At 76.4% G+C, this 25,940-nt stretch carries 4 protein-coding genes (1 of these 4 running past the window's edge); all 4 read right to left on the reverse strand.

What is annotated here, in order from left to right; genetic code table 11:
• Tightly spaced (at most 58 nt apart), the 4 genes in view from ACIBEC_RS17805 to ACIBEC_RS17820 form a layout consistent with a single transcriptional unit that may run on beyond the window.
• Positions 1-2,054, reverse strand: the start of a protein-coding gene (locus tag ACIBEC_RS17805) for an SDR family NAD(P)-dependent oxidoreductase (protein WP_360493064.1). The gene continues 17,272 nt to the left of window position 1, outside the view; the window shows 2,054 of its 19,326 coding nt (coding positions 1-2,054); it begins with the start codon at positions 2,052-2,054; its stop codon lies off the left edge, out of view.
• Entirely contained in the window at positions 2,054-6,772 is a 4,719-nt protein-coding gene (locus tag ACIBEC_RS17810) for an amino acid adenylation domain-containing protein (RefSeq protein ID WP_360493067.1), read from the reverse strand. Before ACIBEC_RS17810 ends, ACIBEC_RS17805 begins: the two co-directional genes overlap by 1 nt.
• Positions 6,769-19,227 carry an SDR family NAD(P)-dependent oxidoreductase gene (locus ACIBEC_RS17815; RefSeq protein WP_360493070.1) on the reverse strand — a complete coding sequence of 4,153 codons (12,459 nt, stop codon included), beginning with the start codon at positions 19,225-19,227 and terminating at the stop codon, positions 6,769-6,771. Before ACIBEC_RS17815 ends, ACIBEC_RS17810 begins: the two co-directional genes overlap by 4 nt.
• A gap of 58 nt (positions 19,228-19,285) precedes the next feature.
• Positions 19,286-25,225 (reverse strand): beta-ketoacyl synthase N-terminal-like domain-containing protein, encoded by a 5,940-nt coding sequence (locus ACIBEC_RS17820; RefSeq protein ID WP_360493073.1) that lies wholly within the window; start codon positions 25,223-25,225, stop codon positions 19,286-19,288.
• Positions 25,226-25,940: the final 715 nt, after the last annotated feature.

Raw genomic sequence — 25,940 nt, forward strand, 5'->3', positions numbered from 1 at the left:
AGGGTGCCCGCGACCTTGGGCCCGAGCACGTCCGCGAACTGCTCGTCGGACTTGCGCACCAGCAGCGCGTCCCGGGTGGTCCCGGCGAGGTGCAGCACTCCGTGGATCGGGCCGAAGTCGGCGTGCACCCGCCCGACGAGCTCCGCGGCCGCACCGGGAGCGCCCAGGTCGGCCCGCAGGTAGTGGACGTCGAGCCCGGCGGCGCGCAGAGCGGAGAGGTCGGCCTCCGCCGAACGGCCGGTCAGCACGTAGCGGGCGCCCGCGCCCAGGTGGGCGAGGAGGTGGCGGCCCAGGGCGCCCGCGCCACCGGTCACCAGCACGGTGCCGCGCGGGGCGATCGGGGCGGCGGCCGGGGCGACCGGCTCCCAGCGGAGCACCTGTCGGCGCCCGGCGGTGTACCGGACGCGGAACTCGTGCGCGGCACCGGCCTCGGCCGCGACGGCGGCGGCGAGGTCGTCCGCCTCGACGGCCGCGACCCGGAACTCCGGGTGCTCGTTGGCGAGCGCGCGGGCGAAGCCGTCCAGGGCGTGCACCCGCGCGTCGTCGGCGCCGCCGGTCGGCCGCAGGACCTGGAGCACCCGGACCGGGCGCCCGGTCGGCCGCGCCGCCCAGGAGCGGAACAGCCGCAGCAGTCCGGGCAGCGGGTCACCGTCGGTGGTGCGGACGACGAGCAGGTCCTCGTCGCCCGCCAGGACGGCGTCCTCGGTGGTCCGCTCGGCGCCGGGCAGCTCGCCCTCGCCGAGCAGCCGCACCCGGGTCGGCCGGGCGGCGTCCGCTCCGGCGGGGGCGTCCTGCCACCGCTGGACGAGCAGGTGGGCGGCGGCCGGGCCGTCCAGCGCGGCGGCGCCGTCCAGGGCCCGGGTGACCACGGCGCGCAGCCGCACGGACACCCGGCCGTCGTCGTCGGCGAGCACCACGTCGTGGCCGGCCGGGGTCGCCACGGCGTGCACGTGGCCCCGCTCGGGCAGCGGCCCGAAGATGTCGACGCCGTCCAGGGCGAAGGGCAGCTCGCGCGCCCGGGGGGCCGACGGGTCCTGGTCGGTCCACAGGCAGGCCTGGAGCATGGCGTCGAGCAGCGACGGGTGCAGGGTGAAGCGGTCGAACGACTCGTCGGCGGCCGCCGGGACGGCCACCCGGGCCAGCGCCTCGCCCGGGGTGTGCCGCACCGACTCCAGGCCCTGGAGGCTCGGCCCGTAGCCGCCGCCGAGCGCGGCGAACACCGCGTAGCAGTCCTCGGCCGTGGACGTCCTGGGCAGGCGGGCGCGGATGACCTCCAGGTCGATCCGGGGCGCCGGCGCGGCCTCGTCGAAGCGCAGGGTGCCGGTCGAGCAGAGCACGCCGTCGGCCGTGCCGTCGACCCGCCGCAGCTCGTAGGCGACCCCGCCGTCGGCGGCCGGTTCGAGGTGCAGGCGCACCCGCACCGGCTCGTCCCGGACCAGCACGGGGCGGGCCCAGAGCACGTTCACGATGCCGGTGGCCCGGCCGTGCCCGCGCTCGGCGGCGGCGTCCACCGCGAACTCCAGCGCCGCGACGGCGGGCAGGATCCGGACCGTGCCCAGGGCGTGGTCGCGCAGGTAGAACTCGCCGCCGGTCAGCAGTCGTTCGGGGACGGCCCCGGCCAACGCCGCAGGCGGGTCGATCCAGAAGCCGCGGGTCGCCCGGGGCGGCTGCGGCAGCGAGAGCCGGGCCGGCCGGCGGCCCGCCGGGCGGGGCCACTCCAGCGTCCCGCCCGTGGTCCAGCGCAGGGCCGCCGCGGCCGGGTCGTCGACGGTCACCGGGCCGTCGGCGGCGCCGGGCGCGGCCGTCCCGGTGTGCACGCCCTCGCCGTCCCGCAGCCGGGCGGCCAGCTCGGCGACCCCGGTGACGACCACGGCGAGCCGCTCCCGCAGCTGCTCGCGGCCGGTCCCCAGGGTGTACGCGATCCGGTCCAGGGAGGCAGCCGGGTGGGCGTCCAGCCAGGCCGCCAGCTCGGCCCGGTAGCGGTCGAGCTGCTCGCGGCCGTCGGCCGACAGCACGATCAGCCGAGCGGCTCGGTCCTCGGTGGTGCCACCCATCAACGTTCCCCCGCCTCTTCCATTACCACGTGCACGTTGCTGCCTCCCATGCCGAACGAGCTGACGCCGGCTCGGGCCGGCGCGCCGTCGGGTGTTTCCCACGCCTGCGCCGCGGACTGGATCCGCAGCGGGCTGTCCGCGAAGTCGAGCATCGGGTTGGGCGTCCGAAGGTCCACGAGGCCGGGGAGCGTGCGGTGACGCATCGCCAGCATGACCTTCACGATGCCCGCGACGCCCGCCGCGGCCTCCAGGTGACCGATGTTGGTCTTGACCGATCCGACGCCGGTCCGGCCCGGGACGACCGGGATCCCCCAGTCCTCGTAGAGGCGGGTGAACGCCTCCTTGAGCGCGTCGACCTCGATCGGGTCGCCGAGCGGCGTCCCGGTGCCGTGCGCCTCGATGTAGCCGACGGTGTCCGGCGAGATCCCGGCGGCGCGGTGCGCGGCCAGCACGACCTCGCGCTGCGCCTGCGGGTTGGGCACGGTCAGCGAGTGGGTGTGCCCGCCGTGGTTCTCCGCCGAGCCGATCAGGACGGCGTGCACCGGGTCCCCGTCCGCGAGCGCGCGGTCGAGCAGCTTGAGCGCCAGCAGGACCACGCCCTCGCCGCGTCCGTAGCCGTCCGCCCGCTCGTCGAAGGTCTTGCAGCGGCCGTCGGGGCTGAGCATCCCGGCGCGGCGCAGCCCGGCGAAGCCGTGCGGCGCCAGCAGCAGGTTCGCCCCGCCGGCCAGGGCCAGTTCGCAGTCGCCGTACTGCAGTGCGCGGGCCGCCCGGTGGATCGCGACCAGCGAGCTGGAGCAGGCAGTGTCGAACACCGCGCTCGGGCCGCTCAGGTCGTAGACGTACGAGATGCGGTTGGCCGCGATGGAGGCGACGTTGCCGATCAGGAAGTGGTCGCCCATCTCCGGGGAGCCGGGGCCGAGCAGGCTGAGGTAGTCCGCGCCGCTGAGCCCGACGAAGACACCGGTGCGGCTGCCGGCCAGCTCGGCGGGCACGTGCCCGGAGTCCAGCAGGGCCTCGTGCGCGGCGTGCAGCAGCAGTCGGTGCTGCGGGTCCATCTGGGCCGCCTCGCGGGGCGAGATGCGGAACAGCGACGGGTCGAACGCGTCCACGTCGTCGACGAAGGAGCCGCGGTAGCTCTCCGGGAACAGCCGGGCGGAGAAGCCGCGCTCCAGCGGGTACGGGCGGGTCAGGTCGCGGCCGGCCGTGAGGTGGCCCCAGAACTCCTCCAGGCTCGCCGAGGACGGCAGCCGGCCGCCGACCCCGATGATCGCGACCGGCGGGTAGCCGACGGCGGCCGCGGGCGCACCGGCGATCGGGGCCGGCCCGGCGACCGGGGTCGCGGACGCCCGGGCGACCGGGGCGAGCGCCTCGGGGTGGGTCGCGGTCAGGTGGGCCGCCAGCGAGGCGAGGTCCGGGTGGGAGTAGAAGACGGTGGGCCGCACGGCGATGCCGAGCCGCTCCCGCAGGACCACGGCCAGCTGGGTGAAGCCGACGGAGTCGAAGCCCACCTCGCCCAGGGGCCGGTCGACCGGGACCTCCTCGGCGGACCGCCCCGCGACGCCCGCGGTGGCTTCGCGCAGCCGGGCCAGCAGGTCGCCGGCGGGCGCGGCCTGCCGCGCCGCGGCCGGGGCGGCGGGCGCACCCGGTGCGGTCCGCTCCTGCGGGTGCCCGAACCGGCTCAGCAGTTCGGCCGGCGGGAGGTCCGCCAACGGGCCGACGTCGACCTTCCCGTTGGGGGTCATCGGGAACCGGGTCAGTGTGACCGTCCGGGCCGGGACCATGTACTCGGGCAGCAGCTCGCCGGCCCGTCGGAGGGCCGCGGCCGCGGCGTCGGGGGCGGCGGTCACGAACGCGACCAGCTGCGGGGTGCCCGGCAGGTCCTCGCGCACGACCACCCGGACGTCCCCGGCCTCGAGGTGCCGCCGGACGGCGGACTCGACCTCGCCGAGCTCGATGCGGTGGCCGCGCAGCTTCACCTGCCGGTCGGCCCGGCCGAGCAGCAGCAGCTCCCCGGTGGCCGACCAGCGCGCCAGGTCCCCGGTCCGGTAGAGCCGCTCGCCGGTCGCCGGGTCGCGCGGGAAGCGCTCGGCGGTCAGCTCGGGCCGGTTGCGGTAGCCCCGGGCGACGCCCTCCCCGCCGATCAGCAGCTCCCCGACGGCGCCGAACGGCACCGGGGCGCCGTCCGGACCGGCCACCCGGAAGGTGGTGTTGGCGATCGGGGTGCCGACGGTGACCGGCCGGTTGCGGCGCACCCGCAGCGCGGAGGACCAGATGGTCGTCTCGGTCGGGCCGTACATGTTCCACAACTCGTCGCAGCGGTCGATCAGTTGGGTGGCGAGTTCGGCGGTCAGCGGCTCCCCGCCGCACAGCAGCCGACGCACCCGTCCGGTCCAGCCGGCGTGCAGCAGCATCTGCCAGGTGGCCGGGGTGGCCTGGACGAGCGTCGCTCCCGAGCCGTCCAGCAGCTCGGCCAGCGCCAGCCCGTCCCGGACGGTGGCCGCGGGCGCGATGCGCACGGTGGCGCCCCGGGTGAGCGGCAGCAGCAGCTCCAGTCCGGCGATGTCGAAGCCGGCGGTGGTGACGGCGAGCAGCACGTCGTCCTCGGTGCAGCCCGGCCGGTCGGCCATCGCGGTCAGCAGGTTGACCAGGTTGCCGTGGGTGACCTCGACGCCCTTGGGCCGTCCGGTCGAACCGGAGGTGTAGAGCACGTAGGCGAGGTCGGCGTCGCGGCGGGCGACCGGTTCGGCCGGCGCCGCGGCGCCCGGGTCGTCGACGGGGATCCGGACACCCGGGACGTCCGCGGGCAGCCGGTCGGCCAGGCCCGGTTCGAGCAGGACGGCGGCCAGCCCGGCGTCGGAGCCGATGTGGGCGAGCCTGGCGGCCGGGAAGTCCGGGTCCAGCGGGACGTACGCGGCCCCGGCGGCCTGGACGGCGAGCAGCGCGACGATCAGCACGGCGCGACGGTCCGTCAGCACGCCGACCAGGTCGCCCGGCTGCACCCCGCGGGCGCGCAGCACCCCGGTGAGGGCGCGCACCCGGCCCGCGAGCTCGGCGTACGTCAGCGCGCCCTCGGCGTCCACCACGGCGGTGCGCTCCGGGTGCCGTTCGGCACGGGCGAGCACCAGCTGGGCCGTGCTGACGTCGCGCGGCCGCTCGGCGCGGGTGGCGTTGACCCGCTCCAGGGTGCCCCGCTCGTCGGGGGTGCCCAGGTCGAGGTCGGCGACGCGCCGGTTCGGGTCGGCCGTCACGGCTTCGAGCAGCAGCCGGTAGTGCTCGGCCAGCCGCTCGACGGTGGGGCGGTCGAACAGCTCGGTGTCGTACTTGACGTACAGCAGGGCCTCGGTGTCGCGGACGACCACCTCGACGACGAGGTCGTTCTCGCTCTCCTGGGTGAGGTCGAGGGCGTCCCGGAAGACGGTCTGGCCGGCGGCCATGTCCTGGTCCCCGCCGACGCCCTGCTGCAGGTAGAAGCCGATGCCGAACTCCGCTCCGGCGTCCGGGCCGCGGCGCAGGTCGTCGACGACCGAGGCGAACGGGTAGCCGCCGTAGTCCTCGGCCCGGACCATCTCGTCCTGGACGGCGTTCGCCAGCTCGGTGAAGCTCAGCTGCGGATCGCAGTCCACCCGCAGGACGACCGGGTTGATCAGGTAGCCGACGGTGCGGTCGAAGCGGTACTCGGGGCGGCCGTCGGTCGGCACCATCACGCTGATGTCGCGGTGGCCGGAGTGCCGCTGCAGCAGCGCGGCGAAGGCGCCGAAGACCACGCCGAAGGTGGTCACCCCGGCCGCGCGGGCGGTGCTCCGGACGGCGCTCCAGGTGGCCTCCGGCAGCCGGAGCTGCACCATCGCCCCGCTGGTGTGCGAGGCGGGGCCGACCCGGCGGCGGTCGGCGACCGCCTGGAGCACGGGCGCGGTCGAGGCGCCGCCCAGCCGGTCGAGCCACCAGCGCCGGTACTCCTCGGCCTGCGGGCCGGCCAGCATCTCCCGCTGCCACCGCACGAACTCGGAGTACGGCGTGGCCGGTTCGACCGGCGGCAGCCCGCGGCCGGAGGTCAGCCCGTCGTAGCAGGCGACGATGTCGCGCAGCAGGAGGTGGCTGGAGACGCCGTCGGTGATCAGGTGGTGGAACACGAGCAGCAGCAGGGTCCCGCCGCCGGGCGTGGTGATCAGCCAGGACCGGTGCAGCGGGTCGTGCTCCAGGTCGAACGGCTGCCGGACGAGGGTGCTGACGCGGGCCGTGAACTCGCCGTCGGTCACGTGCCCGAGGTCCAGCCGGGGCACCTCGACCGGGCGGTCGGTGATCACCTGCACCGGTCCGGTGGCGTCCAGCCGGACGGCGATGCGCAGGTCCGGGTTGCGTTCCACCGCGGCGATCAGCGCCTCGGCGAGCCGGTCCGGGTCGACCTGCTCGCCGAGCCAGAGGCCGAGCGGAAGGTTGTAGGAGGTGGCGTCCGGCCGGCCCTCGTGGATGGCCCACAGCGCGGCCTGGCCGCGGGTGAGCGGATAGGGGTTCGGGTCGTACGCCGTCGGCGCGGGGACCGCGGCCGGGGCCGGTACGGGCGCCGTCGCGGCGGCCGGGGCGGCGGCGGCCTGGGCAGCGGCGGCCTGGGCAGCGGCCGGGGCGGCCTCGACCAGGCTGCGCAGCAGCGGCCGCGCCACGTCCTCCGACACCTCGCCGGCGGCGATCGCCGCCAGCAGTTCGCGCAGTGCGGTGCTCATCGGCCCGCCCCTTCCTTCAGTGCGGCCAGCGCGGCGTCGACGCCGAGGCTGCCGTCGCGCAGGCCGGCCAGCAGCGCGGCGATGCCGTCCGACGGCGGCGCGGTCATGGGTGCCGCTGCCGTTACGGGTGCCGGTGCGGGTGTGGACGGCGGTGCGGTCACGGGTGCGGGTGCGGGTGCCGGTGCGGGCTGCTGCGACGCGGGCAACGGCCCGTAGGCCTCGAACACCGCCTGCGCCGCCGACCTGACGGTCTGCCGCACGGAGAACATGCGGGTCGGGATGTTCACGCCGTAGTCGGCGCCCAGGCGCCGGCTCAGTCGGCGCAGGCCCAGCGAGTCCACCCCCGCCTCGGACAGCGCCAGGTCCACGGTGAGCCGCTCGATCCGCATCCCCAGGTGCGCGGCCAGCAGGGCGCGCACGTGCTCGCGGACGGCGGCCTCCGGGTCACCGTCGGCCGGGGCCGGCCCGACCGGCGGGACCGCGGCGGGCGCGGCGGCCTCGGCGGGCGCGGGCACCACCGGTGCCGGAGCAGGCGCCGGAGCGGGCGCCGGAGCAGGCGCCGGAGCAGGCGCCGGAGCGGGCGCGGCCACGGGTGCGGCCGCCGCCACCGGAGCCGGAGCGGGGGCCGGAGCCGCGACGGGCTCGGCCACGACGGGCTCGGCCGGCACGGGCCCGGCCGGCGCCACGGCGGCGCCCTCGGCCGCGATCAGCCCCGAGCCCGCGGCCTGCACCCGGTCGAACCGGTCGCCGGGGGTGAGCCAGTAGCTCTCCCGGGCGAACGGGTAGGTCGGCGCGGGCACCCGCCGGGGTGCCGCCCCCCGCCACAGCTGCGCCCAGTCGATCGGGGCGCCGCCGACCCAGAGCCGGGCCACCTTGTCCAGCCGGCCGGCGTCCACGACGGCCCGCAGGTAGTGGAGCCCCTCCGCCCCCTCCAGCAGGAGCGACGTGGTGGCGTCCCGGCCGCTTCCGGTGAACACCCGCTGCTCGGTGCCATCGGCCAGCCAGGCCTCCAGGACCGCCGCAAGCGAGGACGGCGAGTCGGCGACGACGGCGAGGCGCTCGGCGTACTCCTCCCGCCCGCTCTGCAGGGTGTGGGCGAGCGCGGCCGGGTCCACGTCCTCGTGGCGCCTGGCCCATCGGGCGAGGTTCCCGGCGTAGTCGCGCAGCCGCTCGGCGTCCCGCGCCGACAGGACGAACAGCTGGTCGCCGGCGGGCCCGGCGACCGGCGCCTCGCGGTACTCCTCGACCACCGCGTGGACGTTGACCCCGCCCAGCCCGAAGGCGCTCACCCCCGCACGCAGCGGGGCCTCGGCCCCGGTAGCGGTGCGCACCGGCAGCCAGGGCTCGCGCTCGCGCACCACCCGCAGCGGGCTGTTCTCCAGCCGCAGGTGCGGGTTGAGGGTTTCGAGGTGCACGTTGCCCGGGATCTCCCGGTGGCGCATCGAGAGCAGCGCCTTGATCAGGCCGGTGACGCCCGCGGCCGCCTCCAGGTGGCCGGTGCTGGGCTTCGCCGACCCCAGCGCGACGTGCGGCTCGGTCCACTGGGCGCCGTGGTCGGCGTACAGCCGGGTGAAGGCCGTCTTCAGGCCCTCGACCTCGATCGGGTCGCCGAGTTCGGTGCCGGTGCCGTGCGTCTCGACGTAGGTGACCGTCCGGGGGTCCACTCCGGCACGGCGGTGGGCCGCGACCACGCAGGCGGCCTGCGCGTCCGGGTTGGGCGCGGTCAGCGAGTTGGTGCGGCCGCCGTGGTTGACCGCGCTGCCGCGCAGGACGCCGTGGATGACGTCGCCGTCGCGCACCGCCGCGTCGAGGCGCTTGAGCACCACCATGCCGACGCCCTCGGCCCGGGCGATGCCGTTGGCCCGCGCGTCGAAGGTGCGGCAGCGGCCGTCCGGGCTCAGCATCTCGCCCAGGCTCATGTCGACGAACAGCGTCGGCGAGGCGATGACGTTCACGCCGCCGGCCAGCGCGACCTCGCACTCGCCCTGCCGGATCGCCTCGGCCGCCTTGTGGACGGCGAGCAGCGAGGACGAGCAGGCGGTGTCGACGGGCTCGCTGGGGCCGCGGAGGTTCAGCAGGTAGGACACCCGGTTGGACAGGATCGCGTGGGCCCGGCCGGCCGAGTTGTAGCCGTCGAGCGGGACGCCGAGGGCGTGCTGCAGCTCGAAGTAGTCGTAGGTGCTGCTCCCGATGAAGACGCCGGTGTCCGTGCCGGACAGCGCGGACGGCCGGATGCCCGCGTTCTCGATCGCGCTCCAGGTGGCCTCCAGGACGAGCCGGTGCTGCGGGTCCATCGCGACGGCCTCGGTCGGCGAGATGCCGAAGAACCGCGCGTCGAACAGGTCGACCCGGCGCATGAACCCGCCCCACCGGACGTTGGTGCGGAACTCGCCCGGCTCGGGCTCGCCGTCGATGCGCCGCCAGTCCCAGCGGTCCGCCGGGATCTCGCGGACGAGGTCGTCGCCCGCCACCAGGTGCTCCCAGAACTCGTCCAGGTCGTCGGACTCCGGTAGCACCCCGGCCATGCCGACGATCGCGACGCCGTCGAGCGCGGCCGCGACCGGCGCCGGGGCGCTCGTCGGCACGGCGGCGGCGGTGGTGGGCTCGGCGACCACGGTCGGCGCGGCGACCGACGCGGCCACGGCGGTGGGCGCGGCGGCTACCGGCGCGGCGGGCGTGGCCACGGGCGCGGCGGGCGCGACCGGCGCGACGACCATGGCGGGCGCGGCGACGGCGGCCGGCACGGCGACCGGCGCGGCCATGAACGCGGCCACCGGCGCCGCCAGCGGCGCCGCCGCGGCCGCGGCCACCGCGGGATCCTGCGCGAGGATGGCCTGGCCGTGGTCACGGAGGATCTTGGCCACCAGGTCGTCGACGGTGGCGACCCCGAAGAAGGACGCCGGGGTCACGTCGAGGTCCCAGCGGGTGTTCACCTGGTGGCTGAGCCTGGTGTACATGATCGAGTCGAAGCCGTAGCGGCTGAGCTGCTCGTCCGCGGCGAGCTCACCGGGCAGGACCCCGGCCACCTCCTGGACGAGTGCCAGCAGTTCGCCCGCCACGGCGGCCTGCCAGGCGTCGTCGGCCGCGCCGGCGCCCTGCCCCCGGTCCGTCCCGGCCGCCGGGGCGGCGGTGCCCGCGAGGAGGTCTTCCGTGCCCGCGACTGCCACCTGAACCTCCTGTCGGCCGAGCACCGGGCTCGGCTCCTCGAATCCCGCCTGCGGCGCGAGCGGTCGAACTCCTGCCGCGGCGGTGCCGGCCGCGGCCGGGATGGCCTCGCCAGGCCCGGCCGGGCTCGCCGGAACGGCCTCGGCCTCGGCCGGGGCGGTGGTCCCGGGCACGGCCGCCTCGGCGGACGGCTCGTGCTCGCCGACCCAGCACCGCCGGCGCTCGAACGGATAGGTGGGCAGCGCCACCAGCACGCCGCCGTCCGGCCACTCCACCGGCTCCCCGGCGACCCAGCGGTCGGCCGGGGCCGTGCCACCGGGCCGGGCCAGCGCGGGGTGGTCCGCTCCCTCGGCCGCGGCGGCGAGCGCGGCGGCGAGGGTCCGGCGGTCGGCGGCGGTGACGGCCAGTCGCTCGGCCATCGCGTCGCGGCCGTGCTGCAGCGTGTGGGCCGCGTCCGCCAGGTCGGCGATCCGGTCCAGGCCGTCGCGCAGGGCGGCGGCGTAGCGGCGCAGCGCCTGCGGCGTGCGCGCCGACAGCGGGAAGACCCAGGGGCCGGCCGGACGCCGCGGCGCCGGGCCCGGCTGCGCCTCCTCCAGCACGACGTGGGCATTGACCCCGCCGTAGCCGAAGGAGCTGACGCCCGCGCGGCGCGGGTGGCCGGCCGGGCGCGGCCAGGCGGTCGCCGACCGCACCAGGTGGAACGGGCTCCCGTCGAACCGCAGGTGCGGGTTGGGCTCGGTGAGGCCGGCCACCGGCGGCAGCACGCCGTGCTCCATCGCCAGCAGCACCTTGATCACCCCGGCGGCGCCGGCGGCGGACTCCAGGTGGCCGGCGTTGGCCTTCACCGCGCCGACCCCGCAGTGGGGCTCGGCCGGCTGGGGAAGGCCCCGGCCACGGCGCAGTTCGTCGAAGGCCATCCGCAGGCCGTTGATCTCGACCGGGTCGCCGAGTTCGGTGCCGGTGCCGTGGGTCTCCAGGTAGCCGATCGTGGTCGGGTCGACGTCCGCGCGCTCGTGCGCCCGGACGATCATCGCCGCCTGGGCGGCCGGGTTGGGCGCGGTCAGCGAGCGGGCCCGGCCGCCGTGGTTGACGGCGCTGCCCCGCAGCCAGGCCCGGACGGTGTGCCGGCGCGCCCGGTCGGCGCTGGTCAGCACGACCAGGCCGAAGCCCTCGCTGCGGACGAAGCCGTCCGCGTCCGCGTCGAAGGAGCGGCACCGCCCGGTGGGGCTGAGCATGCCGGTGCTGCTCAGCAGCACGTGGTTGTGCGGCGTCAGGATGAGGTTGATGCCACCGGCCACCGCGATGTCGCACTCCCCCGACCGGATCGCCTCGGCGGCCCGGTGGATCGCGACCAGGGAGCTGGAGCAGCCGGTGTTGACCGGCTCGCTCGGCCCGTGCAGGTCGAGCAGGTAGGAGACGCGGTTGACCAGGATGGAGTGGGTGGTGGCGGTGGCGGCGTGGGCGTCGACCGGGTGGCCGGCGGCCTGCCGGATCTCGTCGTAGTCGTTCGACCCGGCGCCGATGAACAGGCCGACGTCGGATCCGGCCAGCGTGCCGGGTGCCAGGCCGGCGTCCTCCAGCGCCGTCCACACCCCCTGCAGCACCAGTCGCTGCTGCGGGTCCATCCCGGCGGCCTCGTGCGGCGAGATGCCGAAGAACAGCGGGTCGAACATGTCGACGTCGTGGACGAATCCGCCGCGCCGGGCGTGCACGCCCTCCGGGAGGGTGCGCCAGTCCCAGCGGTCGGCCGGCACCTCGCCGATGAGGTCGTCGCCGACCGCGAGGTGATGCCAGAAGTCGTCCAGGTCCCTGCTGCCGGGCATCCGCCCGGACAGGCCGATGATCGCGATCGGGTCCGGGCCGGCGGGGCGGGCGGCGTCCCGCGGGGCCGGGGCGGCGGGCTCGGCGGCCGGCTCCTGTCGGTATTCGACCGCGGTGTTCCCGGCCGGCGCGATGTTCCCGGCCGGCCCGGCGTACCGGGTGCGCAGTCGGTCCCCGTGGTCGCGGACCAGGCGCTCGGCCAGGGCGCGCAGGGTGGCCGTCTCGTAGAACAGCGCGGGGGTCACGTCGAAGCCGAACTCGTCGTTCAGCCGGGTGGCGAGCAGGCTGTAGCTGACGGAGTCGAAGCCGTAGTCCCCGATCGCCCGGTCGAGGTCCAGCTCCGCGCGCGGGATGCCCGAGGCGTCGGAGGTGAGCCCCAGCAGCTCGTCGGTGAACGCGGCGGCGGGGTCGTACCCGGTCGGGGCGGTGGCGGTGCCGGCGGCCGGCGTGGCGGTGGCGCCGGCCGGCGCGGCGACGCCGTCCTGGGCGGTGCCGGGCGCCGCCGTGGCGACGACGACGTGCTGGAAGTTGCGGCCGGTCTCCGCGGTGCCCGGCAGCGCGGCCACCGGGCCGTAGCCGGCCCCGGTGAGCAGCGCCGTCCAGCCCGGCACGTCCAGCAGCGGCGAGCCGGGCAGGCGCAGCGCGGTGTCGTGGTGCGTCCACCAGCCGTCGAACAGGCCATAGGTGACGGTCCCGCACAGGGTGACCGTGGTCAGCTCGTTGAGCAGCAGCTCGCCCCCGGTGCGCAGCACGGCGCGCAGGTGGCGGACGGCGCGGCCCAGGTCGGAGGTGGCGTGCAGGACGTTCGCGCCGACCACCAGGTCGAAGCCGCCCGCGGGGAACCCCTGGGCGACCGGGTCGGTGTCCAGGTCGAGGCGCTTGAACCGGGTGAACGGGTGGCGTGCGCCGAACTCCCGCCGGCCGTGCGCGAGGAAGGTGACGGACAGGTCGGTGTACCAGTACTCCACCCGGTCGCCGTACCGGTCCAGCGCGCGGAGCAGGCCGGCGGAGGTGCCGCCGGTGCCCGAGCCGACCTCCAGGACGCGGACCGTCCCGCCGGCCGGCAGCTCGGCCGCCCGCCGCTCGACGTGCGCCATGAGGCGGTCCGTCAGCAGGTCGTTGTAGAGGTCGCTGATCGGGTTGCCCCGGTAGATGCCCTCCATCAGCGAGGTGCCGGAGGAGGGGAACAGCAGCTCGGTGGCGAGGAGTTCGCCGCGCAGCAGTTCGCCGTAGTGCGCCAGGCAGTGCGCGAGCAGCCGGACGAACACCGCGTGCTCGGGGTGCTCGGCGGCGAGGTCCTCCAGCTGCCGCAGGTGTCCGTCGGCCCGGGCCGCGGCCAGGGCGCCCGGCACCGGCCGGTGGCGCCCGTCGCGGAGCTCGACCAGGCCCTCCTCGATGATCATGGTCAGCAGGGTGCGCAGCAGCCGGTCGTAGCGGGGGACGACCCCCACCCGGCGGGCGACCTCGTCGGCGTCCGGGTCGGAGCCGTGCCACGCGCCGAGGTCGTCGAGGACGGCGAGCAGGGCGCCGCTCGCGATCGTCGTCATGCGGCGGTCGAGGGCGTGGAAGTCGTCCACCACCCGGCGGTCTCCGGCGGTCAGTGGGCGGCCGGTGGGCACCATCTGCGTCGTCTCCGTTCTCGCTGCTCCCATCCGATCGCGCAGGGCTGCGCTGCCGGGTACCACGACGACCTGGGGCGCCGGCTGTCCGAGGGCCCGGGCGAGCGCGGCGAAGCCGCTCCCGGGCTCGATGGACGCGAAGCCGGCGGCGGTCAGGCGGTCGCGGTGGGTGTCGTCGGCCACTGCTCCGACGGTGCCCCAGTAGCCCCAGTCGACGGCCCGCACCGGGTACGGCAGGCGGGCGTCGAGGGCGTGGGCGTAGGCGTCCAGGAAGGTCGATCCGGCCGCGTAGTTGGCCAGGCCGGGGTCGCCCAGGAAGGACTGCGCGGACGAGAAGAACACCAGGAAGTCGAGGTGCCGTCCGCGCAGGGCGTCGACCAGGACGGCCGCGACGCCGGACTTGGCGGCCAGGCTCTCGGTCAGGTCGGTGTCCGAGAGGTGGTGGGTCAGCCGGTCGCGGCGGACCAGGGCGGCGTGCAGGACGCCGTGCACCGGCCCCGCCTCGTCGAGGAGGGCCGCCACCCGGCGGGCGTCGGTCGCGTCGGCCCGGACGTAGCGGATGCCGTCCCCGAGCCCGTCGGCCGGCCGTTCGCTGCGGCCGACCAGCACGACCCGCGCGTCCCACTCGGCGACCAGCCGGCGGGCGAGCGCCAGGCCGATCCCCTGCGCGCCGCCGACGACCAGGTACCGGCCGCCGCGGCGCAGCAGGGCGGCTCCGCCGCCCGCCGGGGCGGGGCGCAGCACCTGGGTGTGGCAGACCGTGCCGGTGTAGGCGAGGCGGGTGCCCCGGGGGGCCGGTGCCACCAGGGCGGCGGACGGGTGGGCCGGGTCGAGGTCGACGGTCGCGACCGACCAGCCGCGGTGCTCGTTCTCCAGCACCCGGGCGAAGCCGACGACCCCGGCGGCGTACGGGTCGGTGACACCGCGCCCGGGGGCGGCGGCGGCACCGGCGGTGACGATCACCCAGTCGAGCTCCCGGATCCGGGACCACTCCCGCGCGTACCGGGCCAGGGCCCGGACGCCGGACGCCTCGGCCCGGGCGACCCGGTCCACCTCGTTCGGGGCGGCCTCCGTCGCGCCGGTCAGGACGTAGACCAGGCGCGGCCTGACCGTCACCGGGCCACCCAACTCGACGACCAGGGAGCCCTCGTGACGTCCAGCCAGCTCGGCCGCCAGACCCGCCCGGGAGGGGGCGTGCAGCACCACGACCGGGCCGTCGGGGGCCGGCCGCCCGGCGGGGACCGCGCACGGCTCCCAGACCGGGAGGTCCATCGGGACGTCCGCGGCGGCCTGCGCGGGGACGTCCGCCGGGAGCGACACCGGGGCCGGGGCCGCCGCCGGGCGGGTGGCCGGGGCGGCCGGGGTGTTGTCGACCCAGCAGCGGACCCGCGCGAACGGGTAGCCGGGAAGCCGCACCTTGCGCGGCTTGCGGTCCCGGTGCAGCGCCCGCCAGTCGGGGGCGGCGCCGGCCACCCAGGCCCGGGCCAGCTCGTGCGGGTCGAGGGAGTCCGGGGCGGTGACGCCGCCCGGTCCGGCGGCGGTGCCCCGATAGCAGTTGGCCGGCGCCGAGCCGTTCAGGTAGGCCTGGAGGGCGGAGCGGAGTTCGTCCGGCCCGGAGACGACCACAGCGAGCCGCTCGGCCATGGCCTCCCGCCCGGTCTGCGTGGTGTAGGCGAGGTCCGCCAGCGGGACGCCGGCTCCGGTGCCGGCCGGCACGGCCGCGGCGAGGTCGGCCAGCGTCGAGCGCGCGTCGACGTGCGGGGTCCGGCCGGGGAAGCGCTCGCCGAGCGTCAGCGCCAGCCGGCGCAGGTCCTCCGCGTCCAGGCCGAGTTCGTCGAGGGCGGTGTCCGGGTCGGCGCCCGCCAGCCCGGCCAGCTCCGCCACCTCGGCGGTCCGGTCGGCGCCCGGCAGGTCGGTGTAGCGGTACGCCAGTTCGCGCAGCGCCTCCTCCGTGCGGGCGGAGAGCAGGACGGCCTGCGGCCCGCAGAGGCCGGTGTCCGGTCCGGGCGGCTCCGGGAACTCCTCGACGACGACGTGGGCGTTGGCCCCGCCCGCGCCGAACGCGCTCAGTCCGGCCCGGCGCGGGGTGCCGTCCCCGGCCGGCCACGGCTCGGCCCGGCGCTGCACGTTCAGCCCGACGGTGTCCCAGTCGATGGCGGGGTTCGCCGGGTCGGTGTGCAGGGAGGGCGCGAGGGTGCGGTGGCGCAGCTGAAGGAGGATCTTGGTCAGGCCGGCGATCCCGGCCGCGGACTCCAGGTGGCCGATCGACGACTTCACGGACCCGATCCGGGTCGTCGTCCCGCCGAAGACCTGGTCCAGGGCGGAGATCTCGATCGGGTCGCCGAGCGAGGTCCCGGTGCCGTGCGCCTCGACGTAGCCGATCGAGGCCGGGTCGACGTTCGCCCGCGCGAGCGCCCGGCGCACCACGTCGGCCTGGGCGGCCGGGTTGGGCACGAAGAAGCCGCCCGCCCGCCCGCCGTGGTTGACGGCGCTGCCCTTGATCACGCCGAGGACGCGGTCGCCGTCCTCCAGCGCGCGGGCCAGCGGCTTGAGCACGACGACGCCGACGCCCTCGCCGGGCACGTAGCCGTCCCCTCCCTTGCCGAAGGCCCGGCAGCGTCCGTCGGAGGAGACGAAGCCGACCTGGCTCAGGTGCAGGTACTTGTACGGGTGGACGATCGCGTTCACGCCGCCGGCGAGCGCCACCTCGCACTCCCCGGAGCGCAGGCTCTCGCACGCCAGGTGCAGCGCGGTGAGGGACGACGAGCACATGGTGTCGAGCGCGAGGCTGGGCCCGCGCAGGTCGAGGAAGTAGGAGACCCGGTTGGCGACGGCCGAGGCGAAGGACGTCGGCAGCACCGGCAGCCGCTCCTCGGCGCCCAGGCCGAGCATCTGGTACTGGGTGAACATCACCCCGGCGAAGACGCCCACCGGGCGCCCGGCGACGTCCGCGCGGGTGAGGCCGGCGTCCTCCAGGGCGTGCCAGGAGGTCTGCAGGAACAGCCGCTCCTGCGGGTCCATGCCCTCGGCCTCGCGCGGCGTGATCCGGAAGAAGCCGGGGTCGAACTCGTCGATGCCGTCGAGGAAGCCACCCCACTTGCTGGTCGACCGACCGGGGGCGCGCTGCGGCTCGTAGAAGCCGTCCGGCCCCCAGCGGTCCTTGGGGATCTCGGTGACGCAGTCGCGTCCGGTCCGCAGGTTGGTCCAGAACCGGTCGAGGTCCTCGGCCATGGGGTAGCGGCCGGCGACGCCGATCACCGCGATGTCCCCGGTCGGGTCGGGCGCGGCCTCCTCGGCCCAGGCCGGCTCGGTCGCCGCGGCGACGTCTGCGGGGGCGGCGGCGGCGATGTCGGCGGGGGCCAGGGCCAGCGCCTCACGGGCGCGCTCGGGGTCGCCGTGCAGCACCACGACCTCCGCGCCGGTGAGCGACAGCGCCCGCTCGAACACGGCCAGGCCCTCCGCAGTCGGCAGCGGGACCTGCCCCTGCCGGCGGAACAGCGCACGCGCCGCGTCGTCGGTGCGCATCCCTCCCTCGGCCCACAGCGGCCAGCCGAAGGAGACCAGCCCGTGCTCGCGGGCGTAGGCGTCCTGGAAGGCGCTGGCCGCGGCGTAGTCCACCTGCCCGACGTTCCCGGCGACGCCCGTCACCGAGGAGAACAGCGCGAAGAAGTCGAGGCTCAGATGACGGGTCGCCCGGTGGAGCAGCACCGTGCCGCGCACCTTGGGTGCCAGCACCGCGGCGAGGTCCACGGCGGACTTCCCGGGCAGCATGGCGTCCCGCAGCACCCCGGCCGCGTGCACGACGCCGTCCAGCCGGCCGTGCCGGTCGAGGACGTCGGCGACCAGGGCCGTCACGTCGGCGGGCACCGTCACGTCGGCGCGGACGAACCGGCCGGCGACCGGCTCCGCCGGGGGCGTCCGCCCGGCCAGCACGGCCGTGGCACCCCGCTCGGTCAGCAGCGCGGCGAGTTCCCGGCCGATGCCGCCCGCGCCGCCGGTGACCAGGTAGACGCCGCCGGGGCGGATCCGCTGCCCGGCGTCGAGCGGCGTGTCGCGGTAGCGGCGCACCTCGCGGCGCCCCCGGGAGTGCCGCACCCAGGTCTCGGCTCCGTTGCCGAACTCCGCGAGCAGGGCCCGCGGGTCGGCGTCGCCGTCGCACTCGACGGCGGTCACGGCGAGCTTGGGCTGCTCCAGGCGGACGGTCCGGGCCAGCCCCGCCACCGCGGCCGCGACCGGGCCCGGCCCGGCGTGCACCACGGACACCGGTTGCGGCGCGAGCGCCTGCACCAGGGCGAGCAGCTCGCGGCAGGCCGTCTCGACGGCCTCCGGGAGGTCGTCGGCGGGCGCGGCCAGGTGCAGCACCCGCTCGGGCGCGGTGCCGAGCTCGGCCAGGAGCCGCCGGAGGTCGCCGGCCTCGTCGGCGCGGAGCTCGTACGCGTCGGGCCCCAGCCGGCGGAAGGCCGCGCCGCGCCGGACGGTGACCTGCCCGGGGTGTACCCGGAGGTCGCCGATCACCAGCAGCGGGCCCTGCTCCGGCGCGGCCGGGCGGGGCGCCGACTGCCAGACGCCGGTCAGGCAGTGCGTGCGGGCGGGGGCGTCGGGCTCCGGCTCGTCCACCGCGGGGGCGGCCGGGGCGCGCCGGTCGGCGGGCAGCAGGCCGAGGAGGTGGGCGGCGACCGCGTCGACCGTGGGGTACTCGAACAGCAGGGTCGGGTACAGCGAGATGTCCCACCGCTCCTCGAGGGCGCGGACCAGCGAGAGCAGGTGGGTCGAGTCCAGCCCGAGGTCGTAGAAGCCGAGGTCGCCGTCGACAGCCAGGGCGGGATCCCCGGCGGCCTGGCGGACCAGCCCGGCGACCTCCGCCCGGAGGTCGCCGAGCCTGTCACCGGCGGCCGCCGGGGCGGACGTAGCGGACCGGACGGGCGGGTCCGAGGGGGCGGAGGAAGCGGAGGGGGCGGAGGGGGCCGGCGGGGCTTCCGGCGCGGCGGCCACCGGCTCCGCGGCCACCGTGGTGAGCCGGGTGATCGACGCCGTGGAGCGGATCCGCTTGAAGGTGAGGCCGGTGAACCGGGCGGCGGGCGCGCCCGAGCCGTCGTACAGGTCGATGTCGGCCTTCACCACGTCGGCGCCGACCGCCACCCGGGTGAACCGCAGGTCCACCGTGCAGGCCTCGCCGAGCGGACGGACCGCCCGGAACCCGCCGATGTGCAGCGGGATCAGCGGGCGCCCGTCGGCGTCCTCGCCCGCGAAGGCGAGCGCGTACGCCTGCATGGTGGAGCCGTCGAGCAGGGCGGGGTGGAGCAGGAAGTCCTCGGCCGTGGCGCGGGCCTCCTCGCCGAGCGCGATCTCGGACCGGACCCGGTCCGCCGAGGCCCGCAGGGTGCCGGTGACCCGCATGAACGCCCGGTGGTCGATGCCCGCCGAACGCCCGGTCGCGTACACCTCGGCGACGTCGCGCGCGGCGCCGGCCGGCGCCGGGTCGGGCGCGCCGGTGAGCGGTGGCAGGTCGGTGTGCAGGGTGGCGTGCAGGTGGGTGGTCACGGTGTCGTCGACCGGGCCGCCGTCGTGGGTGCGCCGACTGGTCGCCGTCACCCGGTAGACGTCGCCGTCGGGTTCGGCCTCGACGGTCAGCTCCCGGTCGAAGGCCTCGGTGGTCACCACGGGCTCGACGAACAGCACGTCGCTCAGGCCGGTGCGCTCCAGCGGGAAGTCGTGTGCCGCGAGCAGCCGTTGGACGATGTCGAGGAACGTCACTCCCGGCAGGGTGCGCACCCCGTGCACACGGTGGTCGTCGACGATCGGGTTGTCCCTGTTCAGGTGTAAGGCACAGCGTACGGACCGTCGGTCCACGTGTTCTCTCCTGGTGATCGGCGGTTCGGCTCGGCGGGCGGCGGGCGGGCGCGCCGGATTAGGTGAGCGTCAGGTCGAGCCGGGCAGACCTGCGCGGGGCCGGGGTGGTCACGGCGGCAGGCCGGTGCCAGAACCGGCGGCGACGGTAGGCGGGGGGCGGCAGCGGGGGGCGCCCGGGCTCTCCGGGCGTGCCGGCGCCGAGGACGGCGTGGGCGTTGGTCCCGCCGAAGCCGAAGGCGCTCACCGCGACCCGGCTGCCGGAGGGCAGGTCCGCGACCTCGGTCACCGGGAAGAACGGCGACTCGGCGAAAGCGAACCGCGGGTTCGGGCGGTGGCAGTGCAGGGTGGGCACGAGCGTGCCGTGCCGCAGGATCTGCACGGCCTTGATGAACCCGGCGACGCCGGCGGCGCTGAGCAGGTGTCCCATCGAGCTCTTGATGCTGCCGATCCCGCAGTAGCCGCGGTCCTGGGTGTGGGCGCGGTGGACGGCGGTGAGCGCCTGGAGCTCGATCGGGTCACCGATCATCGTGCCGGTGCCGTGGGCCTCGACGTACCCGATCGTCCGGGCGTCGATCCCGCCGCGGGTGAGCACGTCGGAGACCAGGGAGCGCTGGGCGCGGCCGTTCGGTGTGGTGTACCCCATCGTCCGGCCGTCGTTGTTGACGCCCGAGGACTCCAGCACCGCGAGCACCCGGTCGCCGTCGCGCAGCGCGTCGTCCAGCCGCTTCAGCAGCACCATCCCGGCGCCCTCGCCGGGCACCAGCCCGTCGGCGGACTCGTCGAAGGTGCGGCAGCGGCCGCTGGGGGACAGCGCCTTGCCGGCGCTGAGCATGAGGTACGGCTCCTCGTCGAAGAGGAGGTCGACCCCGCCGGCCAGGGCCATCGACGACTCGCCCGAGGCCAGGCTCTGGGCCGCCAGGTGGATGCTCACCAGCGAGGACGAACAGGCGCTGTCGACCACGAGGTTGGGGCCGGTGAGGTCGAGGAAGTGCGAGACGTGCGCGGCCACGAAGTTCTGGTTCACGCCGACGATGTACTCGCGCTTCGGCGGCTGGAGGTGCAGGCGGTGGTTGCCGGTGCGGGCGCCCACGAACACGCCGACCGGACGCCCGCGCAGCTCGGCGTCGGTGTACCCGGCGTCCCGGACGGCCTCCACCGAGACCTCGAGGGTCTTGCGCACCAGCGGGTCCAGGTGCCGTGCGGTCTCGTCGTCGAAGCCGAAGTAGCCGGGGTCGAACAGGGCGGCGTCGTCGAGGAACCCGCCCCACTTGCTCTGGCTGCGCCCGTGGCCGCCGTCCGGGTGGTAGAGCCCGGTGGTGTCCCAGCGGTCGGCCGGGACGTCGGTGACGAGGTCACGGCCGGCCAGCAGGGCCTGCCAGAGCCCGTCCGGGTCGCTCGCGCCGGGCAGGCGGCAGCCCATGCCGATCACGGCGATGGGCGTCGGACGTCCGGTGGCCGCAGCGGGAACGGGTGCGGCAGCGACAGCGGGAGCCGGGGCGAGCGCGAGGGTCGCGCTCGGGACGGCAGCGGCGGGTGACGGAGCGACAGCGGCGGGAGCGGCGGCCGGAGCGCCGAGGGCGGCGGCGAGCCCGCCGAGGGTCGGGTGCTCCTGCAGCAGGCTCGGGTCGACCACGTCGCCGAGCTCGGCTTCGAGCGCCCGCACCAGTTCGGCCATCAGCAGCGAGTCCACGCCGACGTCGCCGAGCGTCGTGTCGGGCCCCAGCAGCGCGGGGTCGACCCTGGTCGTCCGGGCCACGACGGCGAACAGCCAGCCGAGGTCCGGCGCGGCCGCAGGAGCCGCCGGGGTGACCGGCGTGGCCTGGGCCGGCTGCGCGGGGGCGGCCGGCCGCGGCGCCAGGTACAGCTCCGCCGTGGCCACCGACGAGCGCTCCACGAGGCACGGCAGCAGCACCGCCCCGTCGGGCACCCGCAGGGCGAGGTCGAACAGCCGCAGCGCGTCCGTCCCGTCCACGTCGGGGACGCCGAGCGCGGCGCCGGCACTGGTGCGGTCGGCCCCCATCCCCACCTCGCGCCACAGCGGCCAGCGCAGCGAGCGCACCACCCAACCGGGCTCGTCGGCCCGGGCCTCGGCGAAGTCGTCGAGCGCGGTGTTCGCCGCCGCGTAGTCCAGGTAGCCCGCCGCCAGCCGCGGCGAGGCGGCCGCCACCGAGGAGAACAGCACCAGGAGCTTCGGCGGCTGCCCGCCGAAGGCGGACCGGAGCACCCGCAGCCCGTCGGTCTTGGGCCGCAGCACCTCGGCGATCTCCTCGGCCCCGCGGGCCAGGAAGGAGGTCGGACGGTCCATCACGCCGGCGCAGTGGAAGGCGGCGACGACCTCCCCGGACTGCTTCCTGACCTGGCCGAACAGCCGGCGCAGCCGGGCCGCGTCGTCGAGCGCGTCGGTGCGCACGGTCAGCGTCACCCCGCGCTCGACCAGCGCGGTCAGCGCGGTGAGCCGGGCGCGCAGCACCGGATCCGTGGCCGGGTCCGCGAGCAGGGACGCCCACCGGTTGCGGGCGGGCATCCGGGAGCGGCCGAGCAGCACGAGGTGCCGGGCGCCGCGGTCGGCCAGGTGGGCCGCCAGGCGCAGGCCGATCCCGCCGAGGCCGCCGGTGATCACCGTCGCGCCGCGGTCCAGCCCGGTGAGCGGGTCGGCGCCGGTGGCGGCCGGGGCGAACCCGGCCACCGGGCGGCGGCGCCGGCCGCCGGTGTGGCGCAGCTCGGTCTCGCGGTCGACCGCGGCCGTCTCGGTGGCCAGGGCGGCGGCGAGGGCGTCGTCGTCGCCGTCCACCCGGACGGTCCGTGAGTGGACGGCCGGGAACTCGCCGGACAGGGCCCGGTAGAACCCGGCGAGGACGGACCGCTCGGCGCCGCTCACGTGGACGCAGCGCAGTCCGGACCGGGTGTTGGCGGCGAGCACCTGCTGGAGCAGTGCGATCCGTTCGGTCACCCGGGTGCCGGGCTCGGTCCAGTCGGCCAGGTCGACGATCCCGGCCAGGCCCGCCGGGTCGGTCAGCGGCTCCCCCGGGACGTGCACGACGGCCTGCTCGCCGAGCACCCGGCGGGCGAGCTCCCGGTCGGCGGTCACCGCCAGCAGGCGGCCGGCGGGGACGGTCGGCGGGGCGGGCGCGTCCTCCCAGGTGGTGGTGAGGAACTCGGCGCCGGCCGTGGGCGCCACCCAGTGCCGGTCGCGGCTGAACGGGTAGGTCGGCAGCGAGACCGGCGGGGCGTGCGGGGTGGTCGACTCCCGCTCCGCGGCGGGCTCGCGGTCGAAGACGGCGGCGAGCCCCTCGGCGAGTCCGGCGAGGTCGGTGGCCTCCACGGCGACGCGGTGCGCCAGGGCGGCCCGCCCGGTGCGCATCGTCCGGGCGATGGAGGCGAGCGGCGGGGCGTCCGGCGAGCGCACCACGGCGAGCAGCGCGGCCACGGCGGCGCGCAGCGCCTGCGGGGTGCGGGCCGAGACGGGGACGACCACCGGGCCGTCGAGCGGCCGGTCGGCCGGCGCCGCGGGGGCCTCCTCCAGCACGACGTGCGCGTTGGTGCCGCCCATGCCGAAGGAGCTGACGCCGGCCCGGCGGGGGCCGCCGCCGGTCGGCTCCTCCCAGGGGCCGCGCTCCCGCTGGAGCCACAGCGGGGAGCCCTCGACCTTGATCATCCGGTTCGGCCGGGTGATGTTGCGGGTGGCCGGAATCGTGCGGTGGCGCATGGCCAGGATCACCTTGATCATGCCCGCGATCCCGGCGGCGGCCTCCAGGTGGCCGATGTTGGTCTTGAGCGAGCCGACGCCGCAGTGCGGCCGCTCCGGGCCCGGGTGCCCCCAGGCGTCGTAGAGGCGCTCGAACGCGGCGACCATCCCGGAGACCTCGATCGGGTCGCCGAGGCGCGTGCCGGTGCCGTGCGCCTCCAGGTAGCCGATCGTCGCCGGGTCGACGCCCGCCTCGGTGTGCGCGGCGACCAGCAGGTCGGCCTGGGCCTCCGGGTTGGGCGCGGTGAAGGACTGGGCCTGTCCGCCGTGGTTGACGGCCACGCCGCGGATCACCGCGTGCACGCGGTCCCCGTCGGCCAGGGCCCGGTCCAGCGGCTTGAGCAGCAGGGCGCACACGCCCTCGCCCCGGACGTAGCCGTCCGCGTCGTCGTCGAAGGTGTGGCAGCGGCCGCGCGGGCTCAGCACGCCGGTGCGCTGGTAGGCGTTCTGCCGGGCCGGGTCGCACAGCACGTTGACGCCGCCGACGAAGGCCTGGTCGCACTCGCCGGCGCGCAGCGCGGCGACGGCCTGGGCGACGGCGACCAGGGAGGAGGAGCAGAGGGTGTCCACGGCGACGCTGGGGCCGCGCAGCCCGAGGGCGTACGAGACGCGGTTGGCCACCAGGGACGGCGACACGGCGACGCTCAGGTGCGGTTCGTCGCGGCCGGCGTGCTCGGCGAGGACGGCGGCGTAGTCCGAGTGGCAGACGCCCGCGTAGACGCCGGTGCGGGTGCCGGCCAGTGCGGTCGGGTCCCAGCCGGCGTCCTCGGCGGTGGCCCAGGCGGTCTCCAGGAGCAGCCGCTGCTGGGGGTCCATCAGCGCCGCCTCGCGCGGGCTGATGCCGAAGAACTCGTGGTCGAAGCGGCGGATGTCGTCGAGCAGGGCCGCCCTGCCCACCACGTCGGGGTGGGCGGCGGTGTCCCACCGGTCGAGCGGGATGTCGCGGACGGCGTCCACGTCCCGGCCGAGCAGGTCCCACAGCGCGGTGACGCTCTCCGCGCCGGGGAACCGGCCGGCCATGCCGACCACGGCGATCGGCGCCGACGGGTCGCGGGGCGCGGTGGTCACCGGACCGGTCGCGGCCGCCGGTCGCTCGCCGCGCAGCACGCGGGCCATGGCGGCGGCCGTGAATGCCTGGAACATGGTGCTGGGGTCGAGTTCGAGCCCGAGGTCGTCCTCGGCCCGGGCGGCGAGCTCCGACAGCGCCAGGCTGTCCAGCCCGAACGGGCGCAGGTCGTCCTCGGCGGTCAGCGAGCCGGCGGGCCGGGCGAGCACGTCCTCCAGCAGCGGCAGGAGGTCGGCCTCCAGGTCGTCGGGGACGGACGCGGCGGGCGCCGGGGCCGGCGCCGGTGCCGGTGCCGGTGCCGGTGCCGGTGCCGGTGCGGCGGTCCCGGTCCGGGCCGTCCCGCCGTCCCAGAGGCCGGCGAAGACACCGGGGTGGACGAGGCGCTTGACGGTCTCGATCCGGGCGAGCGGCCGGCCGTCGCGTTCCCGCAGCAGGGTCGAGGTGAGCACGGCGCGGTGGTCCGACTCGAAGCGGCAGTCGTCCAGCCGGTAGCGCACCGAGTCCTCGATGCCGCAGTTGCCCAGGTAGAGGATGTCCCGGCTGAGGGTGCAGGCCTCGACGGCCCACTCCCCTCCCGGCGCGAGCGACTGCAGGTACTTGCGCTCGCCCCGGTCGTTGATGTGCGGGTACGAGGCGAAGTAGAGCAGTCCGGCCGCGTTGACGTCGGCGAACGGGTTGAGCTCGTAGGTGTCCTGGAACAACCCGGGGCCGGCACCGGGGCCGAGCCCGTTCCTGGCGCGGAACTCGGCCTGGAACTCCAGGTGTTCGGCGGTCGGCTGGGCCACCGGCGCCCGCCCCGGGTTGCGCGGGGCGCCGGGCGAGAGCCAGTTGCCCGCGCCCCTGCGGACGAAGGAGGTGAGCAGCCGGGCCTCGACGTGCGAGGTGGCGGTGGCGAACCGGACGTCGCTGACGAAGGCCTGGTCGTCCAGCCTGGCGAGGGTGCCGTCGAGCTGCCCCCGGTCGTGCTCGGCGAAGAACCGCAGGGAGTCGGCGGCGGTGAGCCGGACCCGGACGAAGGCGGGCAGCAGTCTGGTGCCGTCGCCGTCCGCCAGGTCGGCGACCTTGCTGCCGAAGTGATTGCCGATCAGCTCCCAGTGGAGGTCGCCGGCCTCGCGCAGCAGCCAGTTCTCCGACAGTCCGCCGACGGACAGCGAGGGGAGCCCCAGGACGACCGACCGGCTCAGCACGCCGGCCTCCCGGTGGCCGGGACGGGCGGCAGGAGGGGGTCCGGCTCCGTACCGCCGACTCCCACCTCCGGACATGTGCATGACATCTCTCGGCAGCGCCGGTTCACCACATCCCCCGTCCCTGATGTGTCGTCGCGCGGGCTCCGAGGCTGCGCGGCAAACCGCCCGCGCACGATTCGTGGAACCCGTCGAAGAAGAACAGTCGGCGGCTGTAGAGGCGTATCGCGCCTCCCACGTCCCCGTGGTCTCGCCCCCCCGACGCCGATCATCATGAACGATCATGTCCACGACCCGCAAGGGGTGTCAGTTCGTTCACGACGGGAGTCGTCGGCGACGCGCCCGCACGCCACGCCGAACGGACACCCGTTCGACAGGTGGACCGGACAAGGCCTTCCCCACATCGGCGGATTTCATTCCGGTTATTTCGATCTTTCTCCATCAGGGCCCCCACCAGGCATTTCTGATGACCGACCAGCTGATGCGTGGTCATTTCACCCCGCCTTAGGACCGATCGCGGTGTCGGTCGGAACGGATCACCCGGCCACCGTCGTCGGAGGGGTCCGTCCGGCCCTGCCCGGAGATCGGCCGAAAACCATCGACGGGGACAACAATCCAGCCACGCCCGCCGGCTCGGGAATTCACCGGGGAACGGGTCGGCCGGTCGGCCGCCGCGACCGCGAACTCCCGGGCCGGCGGCGAGGATTCGGCCAGCGCT

The organism is Kitasatospora sp. NPDC051164 (assembly GCF_044455625.1).
GTDB lineage: Bacteria > Actinomycetota > Actinomycetes > Streptomycetales > Streptomycetaceae > Kitasatospora.